The 23506-nt window shown below is 68.5% G+C and carries 13 protein-coding genes and 3 pseudogenes (1 of these 16 only partly in view); 12 read left to right on the forward strand and 4 right to left on the reverse strand.

Annotated features, from left to right (window positions below; all coding sequences use genetic code 11):
- The 4 genes in view from ACZ56V_RS35230 to ACZ56V_RS35245 are tightly spaced (at most 59 nt apart) and all read left to right on the forward strand, a layout consistent with a single transcriptional unit that may run on beyond the window.
- A protein-coding gene (locus tag ACZ56V_RS35230; RefSeq protein WP_468947683.1) for a lonely Cys domain-containing protein crosses the window boundary here: on the forward strand, positions 1-5314 show its final stretch. 22496 nt of this gene lie to the left of the window's left edge; the window shows 5314 of its 27810 coding nt (coding positions 22497-27810); the start codon falls outside the window, past its left edge; the stop codon is at positions 5312-5314.
- On the forward strand, positions 5311-7281 hold the full coding sequence (locus ACZ56V_RS35235; RefSeq protein WP_468947684.1) for a hypothetical protein: 1971 nt from the start codon (positions 5311-5313) through the stop codon (positions 7279-7281). Before ACZ56V_RS35230 ends, ACZ56V_RS35235 begins: the two co-directional genes overlap by 4 nt.
- Before the next feature lie 44 nt (positions 7282-7325).
- Complete coding sequence (locus tag ACZ56V_RS35240) at positions 7326-8069, forward strand: type VII secretion system-associated protein (protein WP_468947686.1); 744 nt, start codon at positions 7326-7328, stop codon at positions 8067-8069.
- A 59-nt stretch (positions 8070-8128) separates the two neighbouring features.
- Positions 8129-8842 carry a type VII secretion system-associated protein gene (locus tag ACZ56V_RS35245; RefSeq protein WP_468947687.1) on the forward strand — a complete coding sequence of 238 codons (714 nt, stop codon included), beginning with the start codon at positions 8129-8131 and terminating at the stop codon, positions 8840-8842.
- Here the strand turns inward: ACZ56V_RS35245 and ACZ56V_RS35250 are convergent.
- Both ACZ56V_RS35250 and ACZ56V_RS35255 read right to left on the reverse strand, forming a co-directional pair.
- Complete coding sequence (locus ACZ56V_RS35250; protein ID WP_468947689.1) at positions 8798-10246, reverse strand: DMT family transporter; 1449 nt, start codon at positions 10244-10246, stop codon at positions 8798-8800. The two genes, ACZ56V_RS35245 and ACZ56V_RS35250, sit on opposite strands and share 45 nt — an antisense overlap.
- 260 nt (positions 10247-10506) lie before the next feature.
- Positions 10507-11190 carry a hypothetical protein gene (locus tag ACZ56V_RS35255; protein WP_468947691.1) on the reverse strand — a complete coding sequence of 228 codons (684 nt, stop codon included), beginning with the start codon at positions 11188-11190 and terminating at the stop codon, positions 10507-10509.
- A 391-nt stretch (positions 11191-11581) separates the two neighbouring features.
- On the opposite strand from ACZ56V_RS35255, the gene alr reads away from it, so the two are divergent.
- The 4 genes from alr to ACZ56V_RS35275 all read left to right on the forward strand — a co-directional run bounded on the left by alr (position 11582) and on the right by ACZ56V_RS35275 (position 17276).
- The gene (gene alr, locus ACZ56V_RS35260; RefSeq protein ID WP_468947693.1) at positions 11582-13858 is read left to right on the forward strand and encodes an alanine racemase; all 2277 of its coding nucleotides are present in this window, start codon (positions 11582-11584) and stop codon (positions 13856-13858) included.
- An 834-nt stretch (positions 13859-14692) separates the two neighbouring features.
- Entirely contained in the window at positions 14693-15301 is a 609-nt protein-coding gene (locus tag ACZ56V_RS35265; RefSeq protein WP_468947695.1) for a GNAT family N-acetyltransferase, read from the forward strand.
- Positions 15302-15581: 280 nt separating this feature from the next.
- A complete protein-coding gene (locus tag ACZ56V_RS35270; RefSeq protein WP_468947697.1) occupies positions 15582-16130 on the forward strand; it encodes a sigma-70 family RNA polymerase sigma factor in 549 nt (182 codons plus the stop codon).
- A gap of 189 nt (positions 16131-16319) precedes the next feature.
- Positions 16320-17276, forward strand: a complete 957-nt coding sequence (locus ACZ56V_RS35275) for a hypothetical protein (protein ID WP_468947699.1) — start codon at positions 16320-16322, stop codon at positions 17274-17276.
- A gap of 689 nt (positions 17277-17965) precedes the next feature.
- On the opposite strand, the pseudogene ACZ56V_RS35280 reads toward ACZ56V_RS35275, so the two are convergent.
- A pseudogene (locus ACZ56V_RS35280) lies at positions 17966-18153 on the reverse strand (IS256 family transposase); the annotation flags it as partial.
- 175 nt (positions 18154-18328) lie between these two features.
- Here ACZ56V_RS35280 and ACZ56V_RS35285 point away from each other — a divergent pair.
- The 3 genes from ACZ56V_RS35285 (at position 18329) to ACZ56V_RS35295 (ending at position 21309) form a co-directional block, all read left to right on the forward strand.
- Positions 18329-19095, forward strand: a protein-coding gene (locus tag ACZ56V_RS35285; protein WP_468947750.1) for an IS5 family transposase whose coding sequence is annotated in 2 segments (ribosomal slippage) — positions 18329-18607 and positions 18610-19095 — 765 coding nt in all. Because the reading frame shifts where the segments join, the coding sequence is not laid out codon by codon here.
- 129 nt (positions 19096-19224) lie between these two features.
- A complete protein-coding gene (locus ACZ56V_RS35290; protein ID WP_468947700.1) occupies positions 19225-19680 on the forward strand; it encodes an SMI1/KNR4 family protein in 456 nt (151 codons plus the stop codon).
- Positions 19681-20802: 1122 nt separating this feature from the next.
- The gene (locus ACZ56V_RS35295) at positions 20803-21309 is read left to right on the forward strand and encodes a DUF4913 domain-containing protein (RefSeq protein WP_468947702.1); all 507 of its coding nucleotides are present in this window, start codon (positions 20803-20805) and stop codon (positions 21307-21309) included.
- A 192-nt stretch (positions 21310-21501) separates the two neighbouring features.
- Here the strand turns inward: ACZ56V_RS35295 and ACZ56V_RS35300 are convergent.
- Positions 21502-22508 (reverse strand): annotated as a pseudogene (locus ACZ56V_RS35300) (winged helix-turn-helix domain-containing protein); the annotation flags it as partial.
- A 205-nt stretch (positions 22509-22713) separates the two neighbouring features.
- Between ACZ56V_RS35300 and ACZ56V_RS35305 the strand changes: the two are divergent.
- Positions 22714-23448: pseudogene (locus tag ACZ56V_RS35305) on the forward strand (transposase); the annotation flags it as partial.
- Positions 23449-23506: the final 58 nt, after the last annotated feature.

Below are 23506 nucleotides of genomic sequence, written 5' to 3' on the forward strand. Positions count from 1 at the left end.
GGATCTGCTGGACTGGGTGGCCAGGGCCACGGCAGGGCAGTTCGGTTTCGACGAGAAGCAGGGCGTACTGGCCGGCGGGGACGCTCAGCTGCTGTCGAGCGAACCCGTGGGGCAGGCTGCGCCCAGGGAGAAGACCAGCACGTGGAAAGGGCTGTTCAAGACGGCCGGCTCGAAGTCCGCCGCGAAAACCGGGGCGAAACCGCTCAGTTCTCAGGCGGCTGCCCGCACGGCGGAGGAATCGCGTCGCTTCACGGAGCGACGGACCATGCTCGACACCCGCCAGCGGGCCGCGCGTCAGCTGTTGGCCTGGGCCGCCGCTGAAGTGCCGTCGGCCGCCGGAGTGCCCGCGAGGGCACTGACCAGTCACCCGCGGCTCATGATCGGGCTCGCCGTGCTCCGCAACACGGTCGGCTTGATCCGGGACAAGCTCGACCCGACGGTCCGTTTCATCCTGGGTCTGCCGGCGCAGTCTCCGGTGACGGAGGCACAGCGCTCGCGGACGCTGTGGGCCGTGGCGAAGGCCAGGCGGTGGGACGACGGTCTGCCGAACCGTCGTGCAGCCGCCCGTCAGGTCCTCCACCGTTCCGACCTGGTCGGCGACGGTGACCTGGACCCGGGCACGAGGACGACGATGCTGTGGACGGCCGCCCGGGCGGCGGCCGCCGGCCGGGACCTGGACCGCACCACCGAGATCGCGGCCTACCACCTGGTCCTGTTGGGCGCCTTTCGGCCGCAGACCGAACTCAAGGACGCCGGCTCCATGGCCCCGAGGGGGCGTGACTACACCAAGGGAGCCACCGCGGGCCGGCGGGTGGACACCTCCGAGGTCCTGGTGCTGGAGCAGCTGCCGACCGGCGGCACCCGGCGCCTGGGGTCGATGGAAGCCCCGTGGTCGGTCCCCGGCGCACCACGGCCTCCTCACGTTCTGCGGGTCCAGAAGCGGCTGCCGGACGGAGTCGTGATGTCGTTGCCCGACGCCCCGGATCTGTTGGTGCCGCACGACGAGTTCGCCGAGCTGCAGTCCCGTGACCCGTTGCTGCTTCTCACCGGCAAGCTCACCTCAATGGATCTCGCCGTCGTGGCACCCCAGGTGGTCGAGGCGCGACAGCCGACCGCCCTGGAGAGGAGTCTGAACCGGGAATCGGGTCGAGGACTGTGGACCCACCCGGCCGGAACGGACCTCGCATCGTCACAGACTCCGGGCACGCTCAGGGTCGCAGTGGTGCTGCCCGCGGATGCCGCGCACGCACAGACGAAGGGAAGGACCAAGGACAAGCAGGCCTCGACTGCCGTACCCGACTGGACGTTCTCCGACCCCTTCGACGCGGCTGCGACCACCACGCCTCCCGACGCGGGCTCCGCCAGTGACTCGTCCTTCGTGGCCTCGCGGGGCGGCCCGTCGCTCACCACCGGCACCGATCAGGGTCTCGCGGGCGCCGCGCGACCTGAGCGAAGTCCCGCGCGGCGCCAGGTACCGGAGGTCAACCTGGACGCGGTCCCGCGCGGCGTCGGCAGCACGGCGACGCGGGAGCGCGCCGCCACCGCACCCGGCGACGGACGCGGTCAGGACGCGCGGCCCCCGATCCCCGACGACCGAGCCTTCATCCGGATGACCCCCGGCACTCCCGTCCCCGTCCCCGGGTCCGGGGAAGGCGGCCGGGACCGCGGTACGGACACTGACACAACCGGCCCCGGTCGGTCCGAGAGGGCAGCCGAGGACACCCGTCCCGCGGCAGATCCCAGCGCGACCGCCGGTCGTCGGCCCGCGGACGAGCGGCACGTCACCGTGGACGGCCGGTCGTTCACCGTGCGGGAGGTTCCTGGTGACGGAGACAGTCTGTTCCGCGCGATACGGGACGGTGCGCGAGCGGTGGCGCCCTCCGCGCCCGCCGCGACAATGAGCGTGGCCGAGCTGCGTGACCACGTCGCAGGCTGGTACGCGCACTCGCCTCAGGCAGCCTCTCTGCGGTCGCTGCACGACACACGGGATCCCGTCGAGATCCTCGTGCGGGACGTGCTTGCCGGCCTGGAGGACCTGATGGACGTGCTGGAGCTCGACCAGCCGCCGGCGCTCACAGGGGACCAGCGTGCCGCCATCGGCACTCGGCTGTCCGTCGAGTGGGGCCACGGTCTGCTGCGAAGGCTGGCCCTCCGCCCGGAGGACCGTGCGCTGCTCGCAGAGATGCCGGCCGGCGCCGTGCGTGCCCTCCTGCCCCGACCGATGTCCGACCGCAACCCGTTCGACGACGACCGCGTTCGCCATCTGACGCAGGAGGCACAGGCCGACATCCTGCGCGTCGACGTCCTGAACCTGCTGCGTGCTCCCGCCGGAGACGTACGGGCGGACGCTCTGTGGCAGCGGCTGCGTGCCCGGATCCCGGAACAGCGGGACGACACGGGACTGCCCCGGAACCGGGCCGAGTTCACCGGTATGGGCTTCGCCGAACTCGTCGAACGCTCCCTGCGGGCCAAGGCCCTGCGGCACACCCCGTTCCACGACGAGGCGCCCCTGGTGGCGGCCCACGCGCTGGGCCTCCATCTCGCCATCCTGCGGCCCCACGGCCCTGGTGAGCACTCCCTGCTCCGCCTGAATCCCACGGTCGCCGACCCCACCGTGCACCTCCACCACACCGGCCGCGACCACTACGAGACCCTGGTGGCGGACGCTGCCGACGCCGGCACCTCTCATCCGGTCCCGGCCGCGGGTCCCGCACCCGCCGGGGCTCCCGGCCACGTCGCACAGGCACACCCGGTCGTGGGCGCCGCGCACCCCGGCCTTCCCGAGGCGGCTCGGCCCACCGCGTCCGACCGGGCCGAACGGACATGGCTGGCGGCGCTGGCACGGCACCACGGAGCCGACGACGCATACGCCCAGCGGCTGGCGGCCGGTCTGTCCCCGGACGTCCTCGGACGGCTGCTGGCCACGGGCGAGGTTCTCCGCAGCCGGGAATTCGGTGAGGCGATTCAGCCCAGAGGGGTCAAGACCAGGGAGCGTGACGGTGCCGAAGGCATTCGGGTCAATCCCCTGTGGACTCCCCTGGACGAGGTCGATCCGAGTCTTCTGGTCACGGGCAATCGAAGGCTGGTGTGGCTCTACACGGTCTCCGACGGAGGCCAGATACTGCTGGGCAGTGAGAATCCGTCGTCGGTGATGGGCGAGGAGCAGTTCGACGCGCTGCTGGCAGGCATGCGCACCCGGCATCCGGGCATGTCGGACGAGGAACTGCGCTCGGCCATCGACGGACTCGGGCTCCCCACGGTCGCCGCCAGGTGGGGTCGACGCGGATGGCCCGTGGTGCCCAGGCCGAGCCGGGTCTCGGGCGAGTTCCGGTGGGACGCGCAGGTCGGTTCGTGGACGGTGGACGACAACTCCGGCCGGTACATGAGCAGCGCGGTCCGCACACCGGATCCACAAAAGGCGGCAGGGTGGCTGGCCAACGTGGCTTCCCGGTTCTCCACGCGCCTGGGGATCGTGGTGCGTCCGCTCCAGCGTGGACGCGCGAGGCCGGTGAATCCGGCACAGTCCACGAGCAGTACCGAGCGCGCTCCGCGGATCACCCTGCACCGCCCCCGGGACACCGGCGACTGGTTCCCCGCGGCCCTGGTGAACGCGCTGCGTGCCAACGCGTCCGACCGCCTCGCCCGCCAGGGACTCGGAGCACTGCTGTCCGGACCGGACCCCGCGGACGCGCTGCACCGCTGGACCGAGTTCCGGCTCACCGCACCCGACGCCGCCCGTCGGGCACCCGGCCTGGCCGGCCCGGACTGGGCGGGATCCCGCACATCACTGACTCTCGGCGATCTGGAACTGGCCGGCGTTTCCCCGACGCCGGCGCAGACCGCCCGGGCGGCGCGCTCCGGCGGAACGCTCCCGGTCGGTGATGTCGCCCTCACCCCGGCACAGCGCTACCGGCTGCTGCGCCACTGGGAGGACCGGGCGGCCGACGTCACCGCCGTCGCCGCAGCGACCGCGGCCCGAGACCTGGACATCGAGCTGACCGTCGTCGACCGGGACGGTGGCGAACGGCGATACCCGCAAGCCCCGCGGAACACGGCTGCGACGGCCGCCGGGGGCGGTGTGTCCGTGGGGCGGGTGGAAGCCCTTGTCGCCGGTCGTGTGTCGCCCGCGGATGTCTGGCGTGACCGGGCGGGGTGGCCGCGCACGGCCTCCACCGCGTCCTCCTCCACGCCGTACGGACACGCGGAACTGGCGGATCTTGTACGGCAGGTCGCGACAGGCGAACCCGTCGAGGCCCTGCCCCTGGAGCGCTGCCTGGACCTCCTGGGAGCTCTGCGGCGTGCCCTGTACCCGGGCGGAGTACGAGCAGCCGTGGCCCTGGACGACAGCGCCGCGGTGAGTGCCACGACCGAGTCGTCACTGGCCGAAGGACCCGGCTGGGGGCTGGTGGGCTCCTGGGACTCCCTGGCGGACTCCGTCACCGCGGTGGGCCCGGGCACGGTGGCCTTCGTCCTGGCACGACGCCAGGGCCCTCTGCTCGGACACGCCTGGGCGGCCTACCACTTGAGCGAGCCCGGCAGTGTGGTCTGGGTGGAGCTGTCGGCCGGCGCCGGACCCGCACTGTCCACCACCCCACCCGCGATCGCCCCCTCGAACGCGCGGGCCGTGGTGATCGACCGGTCCGGACAGGTCGTGCCAGACGCACTGCCCCGCTTCCAGCAGTCCTCCTCCACGCAACACGCGCTGATCGACGCCCCGACCAGCCGCCGGTACGGGGCTATCGGCCTGGAGGTGGAACACCACCGGGTCTTCTTCATCGACCTTCAGGGCCACGACGGGGTGCCAGGCGATGTACTAGCCCATGGTCCCGGCCTCAGCATCGTCACCGACGCGTTCAATTTCTGGCGGACGGCCGACGGCAGTCCACACTTGACACGGCCCCAGGTAGCGGAGGGCCAGCAACCGCCCATTCTCGCCCGGTACCTCGTAGGTGAGGTCGTCACCGATCCCATGGCAGTGCTGCCCGAGGAACACCGACCGTCTCAGGAGCAGATATTCGATCAAATGGATCGAATACAGGAAGCCCTGGATGCAGTCGATGCACAGCGGGTCGCAATGCCTCTGTCAGCGATGCTGTCAGCCTTCGGCGGCTGGTCCCTCACCGACGTGGGCCGACATGTCTTCGTGCATCCGGCTCCGGTGGACGCTTCCCGCGCCTCGTACGTCCACATGACTCCAGGCACGGCGCCCTCGGGTTCAGAGACCTCCAGGACACGGCCTACAAGCACTACACACTGGACGTCCTCCGGCCCCTCATGTACTCAGGGCGGGTGTTCGGGGAGCAGGCGGTCATGAACCTCGCAGGCGACATCACGAGACGTACGGACCTGACGAGTCGTATGGTTCCCTTACTCGCTGTTGTACCGGAACTGGACGAGGCGTGGGGATATGCCTGGCTGGCCTACCAGCACGTCGCGGCGACGCCCAGCACTCACGTCTACCGCCAGGGCAGCGGTGTGAGAAATATCACCAAAGGATTCCTCATGGTAGCTATGCGGAATCCATTCGCTCATGTACGGCTCGCTCTTCGCCCCCGCATCCGCTACTTCTTCGACAAGAGGTACCACCAACTCACTGAAGATGCGCGGACACATCTGGCCCCGCAAATGGAGCAGCTGTGGCTGAGTCTAGGGGCGAAACAACCCTACAGCCCTAGCTACTTCGAGAGCTTCGGCAGGGACGGCCTCACCGCTCGTGACCACATGGCGTCCATACTCACAGGCAGAACGCCCCACGGCTCACGTGTGTCCCAGAAGCAGATGGTCGGCATGCACGACTACCCGCAGCTCGACACCAATGAGGGCAGGCTGACCGTCCCACTGGCCTTGCAAGAGGTCCGACAGTTCGGGTACGGGAACAAACGTATGACGCCGTCTCAAGTGCGGCAGGCTGTCGAGGAACTCACGGCTCTTGCGCGAAGGACATACGAGCGGGCAACCACGTTCCGTCTCCCGCTCTCAAGCCGTCTCCTTCACGCATCTGTGTCGACCATCCTCGACGACTGGGTCGTCCAGAACGTCGCGAGCTTCCTTGAGATCGCGTCGGCGTGGCGGCCACGGCTCGCCGGCAGGAGTGGTCCGCTGCTGAGCGCCAGGGAGACGCAGGACGTCGCGAACGCGCTAGGCCTGCGTGCGCTGGGGCGAGAAACGCCGGACAGTCACGAGGCGTACGCGACGCTCAGGCGCGCGGTCGGGGAAGCCAGAGGTCTTCTGGATCAGGTGCCCCCCGACCAGTACGACAGGATCCGGGCCGGCATCGAGTCCGCACGCGCCGCCCTCCGGGTCCTCCACGACCCGAACTCCCTTCCCCCTCTGCTGGAGTGGCCCCAGGAGATCACCGCACTGGACGGGACCCGTGTTCCTCTGGACGCGGTGGCACCGGTCAGCCACTCGGGCCCGCAGGGCCGACAGGTCGGAGAGCAGCCGGGCGCCACGCATTTCACCGAGGTGTCGCCAGGCCCTGTCCCGCGAGAGAGCGTTCCGCTTCCGCTGCCCTTCGGCAGGGCCTACATACTCGACCTTCGCGGCAACGCCGCGTCCATGGCGCTGCCTTTGACCGACGGTTCGTCCGCCTTCTTCTCTCACCTCACTGTCATCGACTACTTCTACGCCACTGACAGCTACCTGACCGCGCTCCCGCTGGGAGTAGCCCTGCTGTTCCCCAGGGCCGATCTCACCGGCCCGCCGGTCCGTGATCCGCTGGAACACCCGGTCGCCGGACAGGTTCTCGCGAACGGTTTCGAGCGCTGGGTGTGGTCCACTGCGGGAGGCGGCGAAGCACACCGGGTCGACGGTGACGTTGCAGGGCGGGCCCGACTTCAGATCACGGCAGGTGACTGGTGGTCGGGGTTCCGACCAGAACCGACAACCGCCCAATTGGACTGGCTGGCGGTAGGGGTGACTGGGGACCGGGGCCGCGCCGATGACGTGCTGCGCTGGGTTCGCGCCATCCGACTGCTCTTCGGACCGACGCTGGAGGACAACCCTGCCGCGTTCGAGGCACTGCTACGAGGATTCTGGGCAGTGGAGAGGAATCGTGGGCCTGCCGCGGCACCTCTGACCTGGCGCGAGCTGCAGAGGATGATCGGCTCCTACTTCGACACCAACAGGCTTCCCAGGCCCGAACTGCCCATCGCGTTGCAGTTCCTCCTCGCCGACGCCGCGTACTCCGTCGGCGAAACCCTGGACCTTCACACCTTCGACCTGACGCCCCGTCACCACGGCCCGCGCGCCTGGGACCCCTGTCAACGGGCGGCCTGGTGACACATCCCCCCTTCAGAACCGCATCCGACCTCACGAGGAACTCCATGAGCGCCGACACAGCCGCTTCCACCGACGACGGGCCGGCGGACGACACCCAGCCGCCGGTCCCCGAGGAGATCAGGAAGGCCGCGGAGCTCGCCCCCGACCACTGGCTGGGCATGGTCGATCCCACCTGGGCCGGCGACGGCGCACCGCCGAGCTGGGCGTTGCTCGGCGAGTGGCGGTCCGGACCGGACGGCGAGGTCGAGGAATGGCGGCCCAACGAGGACTACCGGCCCTCACCTCGTGCTCTCGGCTGGCCCGAGCCGACCGATCCGGTGGACGAGGCAATCCAGCTGGCGGCATCGGGATACGGGACCGGTGACGCGGTGACGCGCGCTCTGGCCACGGCCGAGATCGCCGTGCTGCTCGCGCCCGGCGGCGGTCCGCTGTCCGCCGTCACCCCCAGCGACGAGGCGGTGGTGCCCGCCTTCACCTCACCCCAGCATCTGCACACGTCCGGGCGCTTCGGATACGAACTGATGCCTGCCGAGGAGGTGCTGGACCTCGTACCGGAGGGCCACGCCCTGTATCTGAACGCGTCGGGCGCGGTCAGCATGACGGTGGACCTCGACGCCCTCCGACGCTCCGTCGAGGAATCGCGCCAGGAAGAGAGCGGTACTGACGAGGACCGGGAAGAGGGAGTCGGGGCGCCTGCCTCAGTCCGGCCCCCGACCGTGGACGCTGATACGCCGGGCGACAGGGCGAACAGCCCGGGGCACCCTTCCAGCTCCCCCGCCGGAGGCTGAGACGGACCGCGTATCACCGATAGACCGCTATCACCTACAGGACAAGGGAGTTGCCCAGCATGACGATGTCGTCACAGCCGCCCGCCCACGAGAGCCCGAATGCCCCGAAGACCCCGCCGGGCGGGGAATCGGAGAGCGGGCACGCCGGCTCCCCGGCGGCCGACGAGTGGCTTCCCGCCGTGCCCAAGGGCCAAGCCGGATTCCGGAAGCCGCCACCGCGGTTCGTGACCGCGGCGAGGCTGGCGCCCGGCCAATGGCTGACCCTGGTCGACCGGCACTGGGACGACGCCGACGACAGTGCCGCTCCGCCGCATTGGGCCCTGCTGGGGCGCTGGCGCAGCGACGAACACGGCGAGATCGTCAGCTGGGAGCGGAACCCCCAGTACCGGCCCTCGCCCGACGCCCATGGCTGGGGCCCGTCCGACGGCATCGCCGACGAGGCCGCACGCCTCGTCGCCACCGGCTACGACCCGGGGCCGCTCCTCGTCTTCTCCCTCCTGGAGGAGGACATCGCCGTATGCCTCGACCAGCAGGGGAATCCCGACGTGATCGAGACGGCCGACGGCGCGAAGGCCGTCCCCGTCTTCACCGTCCCCTCGGACCAGGAGGCGCAAGTACCCCCGTACGAGGTGATGGGCATGCTCGACCTCCTGGACCGCCTGCCGGAGGAGCGAGAGATCGTCTTTCTCAGTTCCTCGGCACCGGTGTACCAGCTCGTCCGGACGAGTTCACTGCGTGCCGCCGCGGACGTCATGGAGCGGAACTCGGCCTGAAACGGTGAGCGAGGCCGCGCGGCGCAGGCGTCGGTCGATGGCCTCGTCGGCGTCCGGCCGGTGGTCAGGGTATCGCGCGTACAGCTCGCGGAGCAGGGGAGCCAGTGCGTCGACGACCTGGATGTCCCCGGTGCCGTCCCAGTCCTGGAAGGCGCGGTCGAGGCAGATTCTGGCCGCGGCGGGATCCTCGTGCGGCGGAGTCGAGTGGAACCGGATCGCGGTCAGCCACAGCCTGGCGGCGAGGCCGTAGTCCCCGGCGATACGGGCGACGGTGGCTCGTACCTCGATCCACCGGGTGGCTTCCGGGGACTTTGCACCGTGCACACGGACGGCCTGGTTCTCCAGCCGCAGTATGGTGGCCTCGGCCTCGGCGAGCCGTCCCGCGTAGGCGTGGCGGAACACCTGGGCCTGGGTGACGTCGCCGAGTACGGAGCCGTGGACGAGAAGCGGGTACGACGACAGTGGAGCGGGGCCGCCCTGCGTTCGGGTGGCGCCCCGACGCGTGTCCGCGAGAACCACCCAGCCCACCCCCAGCATGATCATGATCAGCCCCGGCCAGGTGCTGCCGTGGGGCAGTTGGTCGAGCCACAACCAGGCGATGAGCGCGGCCACGGGAGCCTCCAGCAGAAGCAGCACGCTCACTTCTGTGGCAGGTGCCCGGCCGAGTGCGAAGTTGAGTGAGAACAGACCGAGGAGCTGGGGCAGAAGGAGAAGGCCCAGCAGGGCGAGCCAGGTGTCTCCGTCGAACGCGAACAGAGGTGTTCCGGTGAACAGGCACAGAAGCAGCAGTTCCACCGTGCACACCGCGGAGCAGAGCACCGAGTACATCGGCGTGCTGATGGCGGGACGGGCCTTCTCGCTGAGCGCCGTGTAGCCGGCGAGAGCGACAGCGCCCGCCAGGGCCAGCAGATCGCCGAGCAGCGCGTCGCTGCCCGCCTGCCCGTCCGTTCCGCTGGCGACCGCCGCACCCACCACGGCCACGGCCAGGCCGGCCCAGGTCGTGCGCGGAAGCCGGTTGCCCTGCAGCGTGGTGATGAGTGCCTGCCAGACGGGCTGGGTGGCGACCAGGGCGGTCGCAAGAGCGACGCTGGTCAACCGGGTGCTGGACATGAACGTCGCGAAGTGCGCGGCCAGGGCCGTACCGGCGAGCACCCCGAAGAAGACGGCGCGGCGCTGCTCCCCGCGGTGCAATAAGCTCCGCTCGCCGCGGAAGACCTTCCTCACCTCGCGACGGCGGATCAGCGTGAACACCGGTCCCAGCGTGAGGAGTCCCAGCGCGTTGCGGCCCAGCGCCAGCGCGAGCACCGGGCCGGCGGCATACGCCGTCAGTGGCCCGGTCGCCGAGAACGCGACCACCGTGACCAGCACCGCGGCGAGGGAGACGGCATCAAGTTTCGTACGCATGAGGGTGCGACGAACCCCCTTCGAGAAATCCCGGACCAGTCCGTGGATGGTTCGTTGTGGAAGCACGTTGTAATGACACGAATGACGGCTCGTGACGATGGCGGGGGGCCGTCTTCGGACAGACCTCCGCCATTTCGTTCACGGGATGTGCCGTCGCTCGAACGAATCGGCATCACATCGCACTACGCCGCATCACGCCGGGTGGTTCAGCCGTTCCGGAAATCGCCACACGTGCATTCTTGGCATGTCCCTCTTCGTCATCACCCCGGCGACAACCGTTTACACGTCGTCACCCGAAAGGAGACGGAAGAGGGGCACACGGGAACGCGGGTGACGACGTGCCCTTCGCCGTCCTCGACGATCAGCTCGGTGATGGTGTCCTTGGCCATGGACGTGACGACGCGGAAGCTGAATCGCTCTGCGCTCGCCGCCCGTACGCTGCCGGCGGGTACGCGCGCGCCGTCCGCGCCCACCGTCGTCAGGCGGTAGGTCTCACCGCTCTTGAGCCCCGACAGCACCACCGGGACCTCGGTGCCCCACGGCCGGTCGATCATCTCGCCGTGCCTGATCACCGCGGCCGGGAGTCCGGGACGGAACTCCTGCTGGCGCGCCGCACTGAGAGGGACGGCCACCGCGGCGGCCGCGACCAAAGCGGCGGCCACCCCCAGGGCGATCCGCCTTCCGGGACCGGTACGAGCGGGCCTCGAACCCTCCATGCCGCTCACCGGCCGCACGGGGCCCCGCGGCGCGGCTTCCCCGTCGGCGAAGGGGTCGACCCGCCGCATCGTGCGACCGACGTCCTCGGTCTCGGCGGCCTCGCGGGCGCAGTCCTGGCACTGGTCGAGGTGCCTGGAGAGTTCCTCGGGCAGGGCGGTGCCGAGCAGCAGGTGTTCGGTCAGGAACGGCCGATAGGGGACGCACACCTTGTTCATGGCGCCAGCCACCCCTTCTCCTCGAGGACGAGCCGCGGCGACCGCACGCCGCGGTACGGCCCCCGCGCGTGGTGGACGTGCCGGGCACCCAGCGCTGCCTCGTCCCGAGCGACTGAGTACACGGGGTATGCGCGGACTCCACCGTCTGTGTTGAAACGGAGGGGAAGGAATGCCGTACGCCATTCCCGGTAGCGCAGGCTGTACGTCCCTTGGACGTGTGGGCTTCATCGTCGTGGACGGCCGGACTACCTAGGTTGGTCGTATTCGAGAACGTGAGATTCAACGTTCGCACGCGGTCGCCCGTATCCCCCACGGGAGCAACTCGTCACGGGCACGGTGCATTCTCCGTTGACGAATCTCGAATGACCACGCTGTCCACACTTACGAGCCCCACGGAGTTTTGATGACGCGCCAGTCGCCCACAGCGAGGTCGGAACCCGAATGTGATGCACACCCCGGTGCCGTCCGGCACCGGTTGTCCGAGGCGGTGGTCGATCTCTCCGCGATCGCTCACAACACCCGTGTTCTGGCGACCCGTTCGCGCGGCGCCGCCCTGATGGCGGTGGTGAAGGCCGACGGATTCGGTCACGGAGCCGTACAGGTGGCACGCACCGCACTCGCTCACGGAGCCACCTGGCTGGGCGCCACCTCCACGCCGGAGACGCTGAAGCTGCGCAAGGCGGGAATCACGGCGCCCATCCTGGCCTGGATGCATCTGCCGGGTGAGGACGTCACCGAGATGCTCCGACAGGACGTGGACCTGTCGGCCGTCTCCCCTGCACACCTGGCGGGGATCGCCGCGTGTGCCGAGAAGGCCGGTATCCCGGGCGCCGTCCACCTCAAGGTGGACACCGCGCTCGGGCGCAACGGCCCCAGTACTGTCGACTGGCCCCAACTGCTCGCAGCAGCGGTTGAGTTCGAACGACAGGGCCTGCTGCGGGTGCGTGGGATCTGGTCGCATCTCATCCACCCCGACGATCCCCGGCACGCGAGCGTTCCCGGTCAGGTCGACGCCTTCGAGACGGCGGTGTCCCAGGCCCGCGCCGCGGGATTGCGGCCCGAGTTGCTGCACCTGGCCAACTCGGCCGCCGCGCTGGCCGCTCCTGACACCCACTACGACCTGGTGCGCGCGGGGCTCGGCCTGTACGGAGTGGAGCCGGTCAGGGGGGAGAGTTTCGGCCTGCGGCCGGCGATGACCCTGCGTGGCCGTGTCATCATGAGCCGGCGCGTCGACGCGGGTTCGGGCGTTTCCTACGGACACGAGTACGTCACCGAGCATCCGACCGCGCTCGCGCTCGTGCCGCTGGGCTTCGCCGACGGACTGCCCTTCAGGGCGTCACGCTCGGCGGAGATCTGGGTCGGCGGGGCACGCAGGCGGGTGGCCGGCCGGATCGCGATGGACCAGTGCGTCGTGGACACCGGGAACGACCAGGTCGCGGTCGGCGAGGACGCGGTGGTCTTCGGCCCGGGAGACCGCGGCGAGCCCACTGCCACCGAGTGGGCCGAGTGGGCCGGAACCATCCCGCACGAGATCCTCACCGGAGTCGACCCCCGCGTTCCGCGCCGCTATCTGCACGCTGATGCTCCCGCCACCGCACCGCAGGACGACGCCCGCACGCGAGTCGTGGTCCTGTTCGGCGGGCCCGGTGGCGAGCACGAGGTCTCCTGCGCCTCGGCCGCGGGCATCATCGGCAACCTGGACCGTTCCCGTTACGCGGTCCAGCCGGTCCGGATCACCAGGGCCAGGGAATGGGTGCCCGGCCCGCTCGACTTCCCGAAGGGCCCCTACACCGCCTCGGACCTCACCGACGTCACACCCAGCCGGGGCATGGGCGCCGGGGACAGCCTGCGCGCGGTGCTGCCCCATCTGGCGTCCGCCGACGCCGTCGTACCGGCCCTTCACGGGCCCTTCGGCGAGGACGGCACCGTGCAGGGCCTCCTGGAAGCCGCGAACGTGACCTACGTGGGCAACGGGGTGAGCGCGAGCAACATCGCCATGGACAAGGACGCGACCAAGCGCATCCTGAGCTCCGTGGGCCTGCCGGTCGCCGACTGGACGCTGCTGAGGGGCAGGGACAGCACCCTGTCCGAGGCGGAGCGCCTGCGTCTGGGGCTGCCCGCGTTCGTCAAGCCCGCGCGGTGCGGTTCCAGCATCGGCGTCACCCGCGTCGAGGTCTGGGAGGACCTGGACGCGGCACTCGAATCGGCTCGTTCCTGGGACACGAGGGTGCTGGTGGAAGAGGCGATACACGGCCGGGAGATCGACATCGCGGTGCTCGAGCATCCGGACGGCCGGCTGGAGGCCGGACCGCCCCTGGAGATCGCGGTCCGCGGCGGAAGGCCGTTCTTCGACTACGAGGCCAAGTATGAGGACAAGGAGCCCAGGTTCACCATCCCGGCACAGCTCGACGACCGCATCGCGACGCAACTCCAGCGCATGGCCGTGGACGTCTTCGAGGCGCTGAACTGCACCGGCCTCATCCGCGTCGACTTCTTCCTGCGCGACGGAATCCGACCGGTGGTGAACGAGGTCAACACCTTCCCCGGCTTCACCGCGACCTCGCAGTATCCACGCATCTGGGCAGCGGCCGGCCTGTCGTACGAACGGCTGCTGGACACCCTGGTCACAACCGCCATCGCCCGGACCAGCAGCCCCTCGGCAGCCCACGGTCCACGGTGACCGCGGCCCCGTCCGTCCCCGGCATCAACGTCCACGACCACGCCGGGAACACGGCGGATGTACGAACTGGATGCGTTCAGCATCGCCGCGGCATTGTCGGTGATGCTCTACCACTACACGTTCTCCGGCCGCGCAGGCGGCCAGAGCGTCCTCTCCTCCTTTCCGCGGATCGGCCAGGTCACCCGCTACGGGTACCTCGGCGTCGACGCCTTCTTCACGGTCAGCGGCTTCGTCGTCCTGCCGAGCGCGTGGAACCGTACACCGCGCCGGTTCCTGGCCTCGCGGGCGTCGCGCCTCTACCCCGCCTACTGGGCGGCGGTCACCTTCACCGCGATTCGTGTGCGTTTACCTCGGCGCGGGGTGTGGCGCTGTGGCTGTCGCTCGGCGCGGCCTGCGTCACCGGTTCCAGCTACCTCCCCCGTCACTCTCGCGGCTGCTCGAGGTGCCGGTGCAGTTCTCGTGGGCGCACTACTTCGTCGCCGGCATGGCGCTCTGCCTCCTCACCAAGTACGGCGCCACCCGCTCCACCGCCCTGCTCGTCCTCGCGTCCTACGCCCTCGCACTCCACCACACCACCGGCTTCGCCGACACGCTCGCGGACCGCTACGGCGCGAGTCTCAGCCCGGCCGTGGTCATCGCGCTCGTCACGGCGGCCTTCCTGGACATGGCAGGCATCGCAATGGGTCGGACGTGGCGCCTGGCCAGACCATGGTTCGTGCGCCTCGGGGGCCCTCCCCTACCCGCTCTACCTGCTCCACGCCTACACCGATTTCCTCCTGTTCAACCACCTCACTCAAGGCCCTCGGGCACATCCCCTGAAAGGAGGCACGGGCTGTGAAGCCAGCCGCACACACTCCGGAAGCCCTGGTCATCACCCCGGTCACGAACATCACCCGGAACGCCGCTTTCGAGTTTCACCGCTCCCATCTCGGCGAGTTCATGCTGCCCGTCACACCGACGGCGTTCCAACAGATGGTCGACGCGCGCCAGATGGTCGTCGTCGAGCGTCAGGGAGAGATCGCGGGGCTCTGCTACGTCAAACCGGGCGGCAATGAACTCGACACTGTCCCGCGGTGGGAGTTCGGCGGCCTCCATCTCTCCCCCGCCCTTCGCGGGCGCGGCCTCGGCACACTGCTGAGCGCCGTCGCGATCACGGCCGTCGCCCGGGCCGACCCCAAGCCGGTCATGGGCTACGTCCATCAGGACAATCTCGCCGGGATGGGACTACTCGTCCGCCGACTCGGGTTCGTCATGACCGACCAGAAGGTGCGCCTCGGCCCCGACGACGCACCGGGACATCTATGCCGCGACAGCGCCGGCTTCGCGACCGCCCATGTCCTGCGGCTTCCCGACGCTGCGCGGGCACGCCTCTCCGACGGCCTGGAGCGCATCGGCGTGGACGCGGTCAGTCCCTCCGTGCCGGTCATTCTGTGGTCCGAGTGATCGGACGGTCATATGAGAGGAGTCGGGCAACGGCGCGTTGTGATATTCCGCCTTTCGTTCAACGGTTCCCTACGGCAATACGTAGAACGGCTGTGATCAATATGTCCGGCATGGCCATGAGAGGCCCGCCCCATGCCCTCCGCCGCGGCCTCCCACGGAGCCACGGTGTGAAGCGTGAGGTCTGGCTGGACGGAGGAAACCGAACGGCCGAAGAGCGGCTTGGGGACGACCAGCCAGGACGCAACCAGCTCAGAGCCATGGAGAAGGAATTCAGCGCACCATGAACGTGACGGTGATCGGGTCGGCGAGCGGGGTTTCCGCCGAGGAACTGGCCCTGCGTGATCTCTACCTTGTACACGGCCCGGCGCTCTACGCCTATGTGCTACGCCTGTTGGGAGGGGATACCCATCACGCCGAGGACATCATCCAGGAGACACTGTTGCGCTGCTGGAACAACCAGTGTCTCGCCGACGACGAAAAGATGACCATTCGTCCCTGGATGTTCCGGGTGGCGCGCAACCTCGTCATCGACATGCACCGTACACGCGCGGCACGGCCGACCGAGGTGAGCGGAACCACATGGCTCACCGAGCTGGGGAGCGAGGGAGATGAAAACGAACGAGTCCTGACTTCCATAGTGATCCATGATGCCCTGGAGGAACTCACCCCCGCACATCGCGAGATACTCCACGTGACGTTCTTCGCGGACCGTTCCGTCCGACGCGCCGCCAAGGTTCTCGGAATTCCACAGGGGACCGTCAAATCCCGCGTGTACTACGCCCAGCGCAGCCTGAAGGCGGTCTTACAGAAGCGCGGTGTGCACCTGTGAACGCCAGGGCTACGGTCGACCAGCCCGAACACCGCCTCTCAGTCGTTTTCCCAAGACATCTTCACCTGCACTCACTCCGGTCAGGGGCCGGCCCAGCAGCATCCGAGTCCAGTACCTGCGGACATTCACCTCAACGGCACCCGCACGACGATGGTTCAATGCACCGGTTCTCCGCTCGACAAAACACATGTGAGGACAGCAGTCATTCCCCGGTTTCAGGTGTACATCTCCGACGACGGTCTGGCCGAGATCGACGGAGAAACCGTCGTTCCCGACCCGGGTCATGCCGCGCAGGAGGCCGTGCTGGACCGGCTCCAGCGGCTCGCCCAACAGCACGCCGCGCCGGTCACGGCCACTGTGAACGACAGTGCTGACACGGTCCACCTCGTACTGGAGGTATTCCCGGACGGCTCCAGTCGCCTCGTGGACGACCAGCCCGCTGAACCCGCGTCGACAGCTGAGGCAACTCCTGCCCATGCCCCTGCCGCAGCCCCGGCCCGTGCTGGGGACTTCTCGGCCGTTGCGGCCGCCGTATCACGTGCTCACGCCACAGCCGCCGCTCGTGCCGCCACTCCTGTCCGCAGACTGACCCGTACGTCGGCCGACCGCCTGTCGGATGGGTACACAGCACAGCTGTCCCGTATCCACGCTTTGGAGGCCGAAGGCAGGGTGGCCGAGGCGTTCGCCGACGCCACGGCTCTGCGCGAGAGTCTGAGCAAGTCGCTCGGCACCCATGACGAGTGCGTGGTGGAGGCGCGCGCGATCGAGGCCTATCTCGCTCATCTTCACGGTGACCACCGCGAGGCCACAGTGCTGGCTCTGGGTGTGGCGCGAATACGCTGCGGATCCGGTGACGAGCGCGCGCCGGCGGACGTGGCGCGCGCAACGGCTGCCTGGCAACGGCTCGATGACCAGCACGCTCTGCTGGTCCATGCAACCGAGTTGCTCCACATGTGGGACGCCCTGCGGTCCCAAGGCAGGCTCACACCCGCCCACACGGAACTCGCGGAACAGGTCCGATCCTTTGTCGGCACATTCGCCCCGGGCACCGGGCCGAGTACCGGGTACGCTGACTCAGAAGGCCGCGGGCACCATGGAGGAGGAGCCGCGCACCAGACACGAACAAGACGTGGCACATACACGTAAACCCCACGCTGAGCCCGCCGAGACGGTCTGCCGCACCCGGGACTGTGCGGTCATTGCCGCCTCACCACTGGTTCCGCGCCACCACCAATAGCGTCATCCCCATCCCCGGAGATCCGGACAGCCCAGAAACCAAGAGGAAGAGGTCATAACGATGCCAATGGCAGTGCCCGAGGTGCCGGAACCTACACCTGACGAGCTGCGCGCCATCGCACAATTACGGGAACAACGCATGCACCTGAGGGGCCGTTGGGTCAACGAGGGCTACTCGAATCACCGATCCAATCCAACCGATGTGACACGAGAGCTGCATGAACTGTCAGAATACCGCGTCAACTTGCGAGACACTCGGAAGGAACTAAGCCCCAGCCAATTCGCTCAAAGCGTCCAGGATGAGTACCATGACTTGTCCACCACCCGGCAGGACGCTTATATGGAGGGTATCCGACAGCGTCAAAGTGAACTCCATCCTGGTGAATTTTGGCCAGGGCAGCACCAGGCCGCAGCCACAGCCCGCAGCACCCTTCCCAATTCTGCTCCTCAAACAGGCACGCAGGCTTCGACTCTGCCGCAGGCAACCCGGTCGGCACCGGTGACAGCCAGGCCTAACACCTATCAGAGCCCGTCGGAACCGCGGGCACAGGCTCGACGCGCATTCGGACGTTGAGGCTGGAGCACTCAGTCGGAATTGTTCAGCGGCGTCCGGCAGTGAGCCGGCTGTCGAAGGCTTGGAGCGCGGCCTCCCAGCGCATGGTCCAGCGTTTGCGTCCGGTGCCGGTCGGGTCCAGGCTCATGACTGCCAGATAGACGCGTTTGAGGGCAGCCTGGTCAGTGGGGAAGTGTCCCGGGCCCGGACGGCCTTGCGGATCCGCGCATTCAACCGCGAAGATTCGCTACACCACCACAGCGGGACGCCATCGGCGGGCGAACCGGCTCACAACGGCTAACACAATGAGGTGGATCGCTCCTGGTTGCCGTGACCGGGGCGGGAGCTGAGCGTTCGGTCCGGTGTGGGGACGTCGCCGTGGATCGTGTCGGATGAGCTGTGGGATCACATGGAGCCGCTGCTGCCGCAGCGGGAGCGGCGCTTTCGCTATCCGGGTCGCAAACCGTTGCCGGACCGGGAGGTGCTGTGCGGGATCTTGTACGTGCTGCACACCGGGATCCAGTGGGAGTACCTGCCGCAGGACCTCGGTTTCGGCTCGGGCATGACGTGCTGGCGCCGACTGCGGGACTGGAACGAGGCCGGTGTCTGGCAGCGGCTCCACGAGGTGCTGCTGGCAGAACTCAACGCGGCTTCGCGCCTGGACTGGTCCCGCTGTGTGGTCGACTCCTCTCACGTCAGGGCCCTAAAAGGGGGCAGCACGCGGGCCCCTCGCCGGTCGACCGGGGCAGGGCCGGCTCGAAACATCATCTGATTTCCGACGGGCACGGCACCCCGCTCGCAGTCCTGCTGACCGGCGGCAACCGCAACGACGTCACCCAGCTCCTGCCGCTGCTCGACGCGATTCCGCCGGTCCGCGGCCGGATCGGGCGTCCCCGCCACAGGCCGGACTCCCTCTTCGCCGACCGCGGCTACGACCATGACGTCTACCGTGACCAGGTCCGCGCCCGCGGCATCGTGCCGGCCATCGCCCGCCGCGGCACCCTCCACGGCACGGGGCTGGGCACCTACCGCTGGGTCGTGGAGAGGAATTTCGCGTGGCTGCACGGCTCCCGACGTCTGCGCATCCGCTGGGAACGCAGGGCCGACATCCATGAAGCGTTCCTCAAACTCGCCTGTTGTCTCATCACTCATCGACAACTCAGAGCATTGCGCTGATCCTGGGACCGCTGGTCACGCCGTGGATGTCCGTGGCTCATGCCATGATCCGGCCTCATGAGTGATCGATCGCTTTCGCCCGACTGGCTGGCCTCGTGGACAGACAGAGTCTCCAGGACTCTCACGGCCATGACAGGCGAGTTCGTGGATCGGCACGGCTTCCCCCCTGGGACCAACGAGGTCCGGCCGGCTAACCACGATGATCAAGCCGCGGCTCGCAGGCTTGCCCAAGTCACGCCTACTCCAGCTGACCTAGTCACCTTCTACGACAGCATTGGCGATGTCACCTGGGCAGACGTCGGCAATGGCTACTTCCTCGAGCCAGCCAGTAACGTCCTGCAGCGGCTCCAGGAGGACGGCATCGTCGATGCCGGCACAGACCAGGTCCATGGCCTGGTCATCGGCTCGAACGGCGGTGGCCTGGCCTACGTTGCGAGCCCTGATGGGGCGGTCTACCGGACACGGACGGCGTCGCTGGACGAGCCGGAGCTCGACAAGGTGGCCGGTGACCTACGGCAGTTCCTGGAGCTGCTGGAGCGCTCCCTGACACGCTTCATCGCCGATGGCGAGACGGGAAACCTGTAACCACACGCCCCAAGCGCCCATTCTGTTAGACGCTATCAGGCGCCACCATCCGCTGCAACAACTCCCACAGGCCTTCCGGCGCCATCCCACCCGCTTGACAAGCTCAGCAGTGATCGCCCCAGACTGCCGCAAGGTCAGGCCAACCGAAGTGGCGTCCTACTCGTGTGCGAACACCGACGACGCTGTCTGCTACCGCCGCGGACCCCTTGATGTCCCGCCGGGCCGAGTTGCTGCCTGGTAGTAGCCAGCGCTGGAACTGTTCTGGTTGGTCTGCCGAGAGCCTTGCGACCTGCCTTGAGACTCCGGCGCGTGATTGGAATTGGACCGGGAGGCACCGGAGCGCGTGTCGTTTCTCCCCGACGTACCGGCATTGGCGGCAATCGATGACTGATTCGGCGGGACACCCCAGACAGAGCCGGCAGAGCGGCTCTGTGTCGTAGACCAGGAGGTCTGGTGGGCAAGCGCAATGGGCTCGATGGCGTTGAGCGCGAACAACACCTCGCTACGGCTGTCCTCTGTGTTAGGAAGTGTCTCGTGAGGCAAAGGTGTCGAGCGTGCAACGGCTCCTGCGCTCGATGGTGCGTATCGGGGGTCCTGGCTCCGGAAGCTGGGCGGCGCGTACGGGCTGCCGGGATAGCGCGGCAATTCCTCGGCATGCTCACCGAATTCGGTGAGTTGACTGTACCCGCCGTAGTCGTGACTCGGTCCGCCCATCACTTCCTGGGGCGACTCCTGTTCCATGTTGGGGAGAAGGGACGTCTCACGGTCGTTCCTTCGTCGCGGGTCATAGGGATCGGGTCGTCGCTCTTCGGGCATCTCGGTTCGTCCCTTCTGTGTGCCGGGACGGCACAACCTCTGGTGACACAACGGTGGTCCGAGCGGCGAGGTTCACGCGATCGGAAAATGCAGACGACCGGCTGGCTGGCCGGACTTCTCCGTTGTCGTCCCCGGACCGTCGGCGTCCTGCACAGCGCCCGTCCTGATCCGCGTGGCCGTCGCCCGTCTCGGTCGAGAGGTGAAAGACCACTGGTCTGAACCCGCGGGGGTTCTCCCACGTTGTTGTCCCCGGCCAGGTCGCACAGCGCCTCGGCCCGAAGGCCACGCCGATGAAGGACTGAAATCATGTCGCCAGCACCGACGGAGCGCTCTGTGAGTCCCGACGCCGAGGAGGAATCCGCACCTTCCGCGGAGAAGGGGGCCGATGGAACGGGCGCAGCATCCGGCGAAAAAGAATTTTCTCCCCCGCAGTTCATCCTGTATCTGGAGGGGCCTGAGTACGCGCTAGCACTGCGTCGGCTGACTCTGTGGGTCCATCACGTGCTGCTGCCGGTGTACGGAAACGAGGTGACATCCGCGTCCCCCTGGTGTTCCGTATGGTGGGAGCACCCCGAGGCGGTCGCCAAACTCCACGGGCTATGGCTTGCCTGGGGCGATCTGACCGGCCCAGGATCCGATTCGACAGGCCCCGCCGCGTGGCACCGCGATCACCTTTCGCCGGTCATGAGCAGCATTCGTGCCCCGGCGGGGCCCTTCGCAGGCTGCAAGCCCGGATCGCATCGTAAGCGGGACCCCTTTCCCATCGGAGTCCTGGACCCGTTCGCCCCACTGCCGCCCACACGTTCACGGTGACTCCCGCGCTCGCACCTCGATCGGTGCCCCAGTCCACCACCGCGTGCGCGACCGTTCGAGTGCGAAGCGCCGGAACCACCCAGGCGCCCGCGCTGGTGAGTTCAGGCGACGAACACCGCGCTCAATGACATGGGTGCCCCGTACATTGCGACCCGCCCGGCCGTCACCCCCGTTACTGAGTTCGGCTTGTCGGGGTGACGTTGGAGCGTCAAGGGTCAGGCCGGTGCCGGCCATGAAGCCGTCGAAGTGTCTGGCCGGTACTGCAGGCGCTGGAACCAGTTGCGGACAAGGGCATCGAGCCGGTCCGGGGCGATGACAGCGAGGAAGGCCAGGCTGCGCTTGACGTGCGCCCATACCCACTCGACGGGGTTGAGGCCGGGCGAGTAGGCGGGCAACAGGAACACCGTCAGCCATACACGCTCGGCAATCAGCCCGCGCATGGCGTGGGAGACGTGGGTGTTCAGCCGGTCCCGCACCAGCAGGATGGGCGCCTTGACAAGCTGGTGGACGCCGTCGACCAGCACCATGAGGTCCCGCTCGCTCATGCTGCGGCGCATGCCCCTGCCCCCTCGGAGGGTGCACAGGCGATGGCACAGCCGGGGGTGGGAGCCAGGCCGTGGCGCGATCGGCCCGGCCACCCGACAGGCGCCCCGAGCGTCACCCGCTCACGGTCACGACCGAGGTCAGTCCGCGCCGGCCCCAGGTGCCTCCTCTGGACGGCGCCAGGTGAACCCCGGCGTCGTCCTCGAAGCAGAGGTAGCCTCCGCAGGCCGCCCGGGCTCACTTACCTCCGCCCAGGCCGCCTCCTTCCAGGCGGTCACGGCCTGCTCATCGCGCTCGGCCACCCGCCGGGCGGCGACCTGCGAGCCTGAAGCCGAACCGGTACAACAGCCCCGTCGCCCCGGAGACGCTGTAGGAGCCGGGGAACCTCCGGCCGACCAGCGTGGCCGCCCTCACGGCGATCCACACCTGGACCTCCACCCAGCCATGCGCAGCCGGCCCTCGCTCCAGATACACGACGAGCTACCCCAGGCAGCGCGGCTACAGACAACACCGCGACCCGCTCGGGCCACGGCAGACCAGAGCCGCACGACCACCATCCCGCCACAGCCACTGGTAAGCCGATTTCAGGCACACCCGCAAACGCCGGGCCACCCCAGCGGCTTGATCTCCTGCTTGAACAATTCGCCCGCCCCCATCCCACGCCCCACGCCCATAAGGGACTTCGCAAAGATTCACCTTGACGAGCCGAAGTCAGTAGTGGCCTCGGAAGTGACTCAACGAACACTGAGCTTCTTCGATGTGGCCACCGATCGGGTGACGGGCCGTGAAGCGCGACGAGCGAGGCCCCCGGGCTGTTGATCGAGATGTCTGACGTCTCAATCACGTTGCTCGGGGGCCTCGTTGGTCATGCATCCTGCCGCACTTGACCTGCCGCATGCACTCGTGGAGTGGGTCACCATGCTGATCGTCACCCGTGAGGGCGACCGGCGCTGCAAGCTCCGTCCGTCCCAGCGCGCGATGGTGGCACTGGTGTACCTGCGCGAACACACCACCCTGGCGAAGATTGCCGCCGGGTTCGGGATCAGCGAGTCCACCGCCCACGCCTACACCCGTGCGGTCGTCGACCTTCTCGCCGCCTGTGCACCGGGCCTGCTCAAGACGCTGCGCGACCACGAACCCGACTTCGTCCTGCTCGACGGCACTCTCGCCGAATGCGACCGGGTCGGCGACGGCCGGGCCGACTACTCTCACTAACACCGTCGACACGGTGTGAACGTGCAGGTCGTCACCGATCCCGGCGGCCGGCTGCTGTGGCTCTCGCCCGCTCTGCCGGGCCGCACCCACGACCTGACCGCTGCCCGCACCCACCGGATCATCCGGATCTGCGAGCGCCAGGGCGTTCCGATCGTGGCCGATCTCGCGTACCAGGGCGCCGGCCCGTGGCTGACCACGGGCATCAAACGCAAGGCCCTGCAGGAACTGACCCCTACCGGCAAGACCCGCAACCGTGCCCTGGCCGCAGCACGCGCACCCGTCGAGCGCGGCGTCGCCCGCCTGAAATCCTGGCGGATCTTCCGCAGGTCCCGCTGCAGCCCCAACCGCATGACGTCAATCGCCAAGGCCGTCCTCACTCTTGGAGCTGCACCGCTGAAGAAGCTCACTGATCACACCATGGTTGACCTCGCTCCCTGGT

The organism is Streptomyces sp. NPDC034099, from assembly GCF_055575415.1.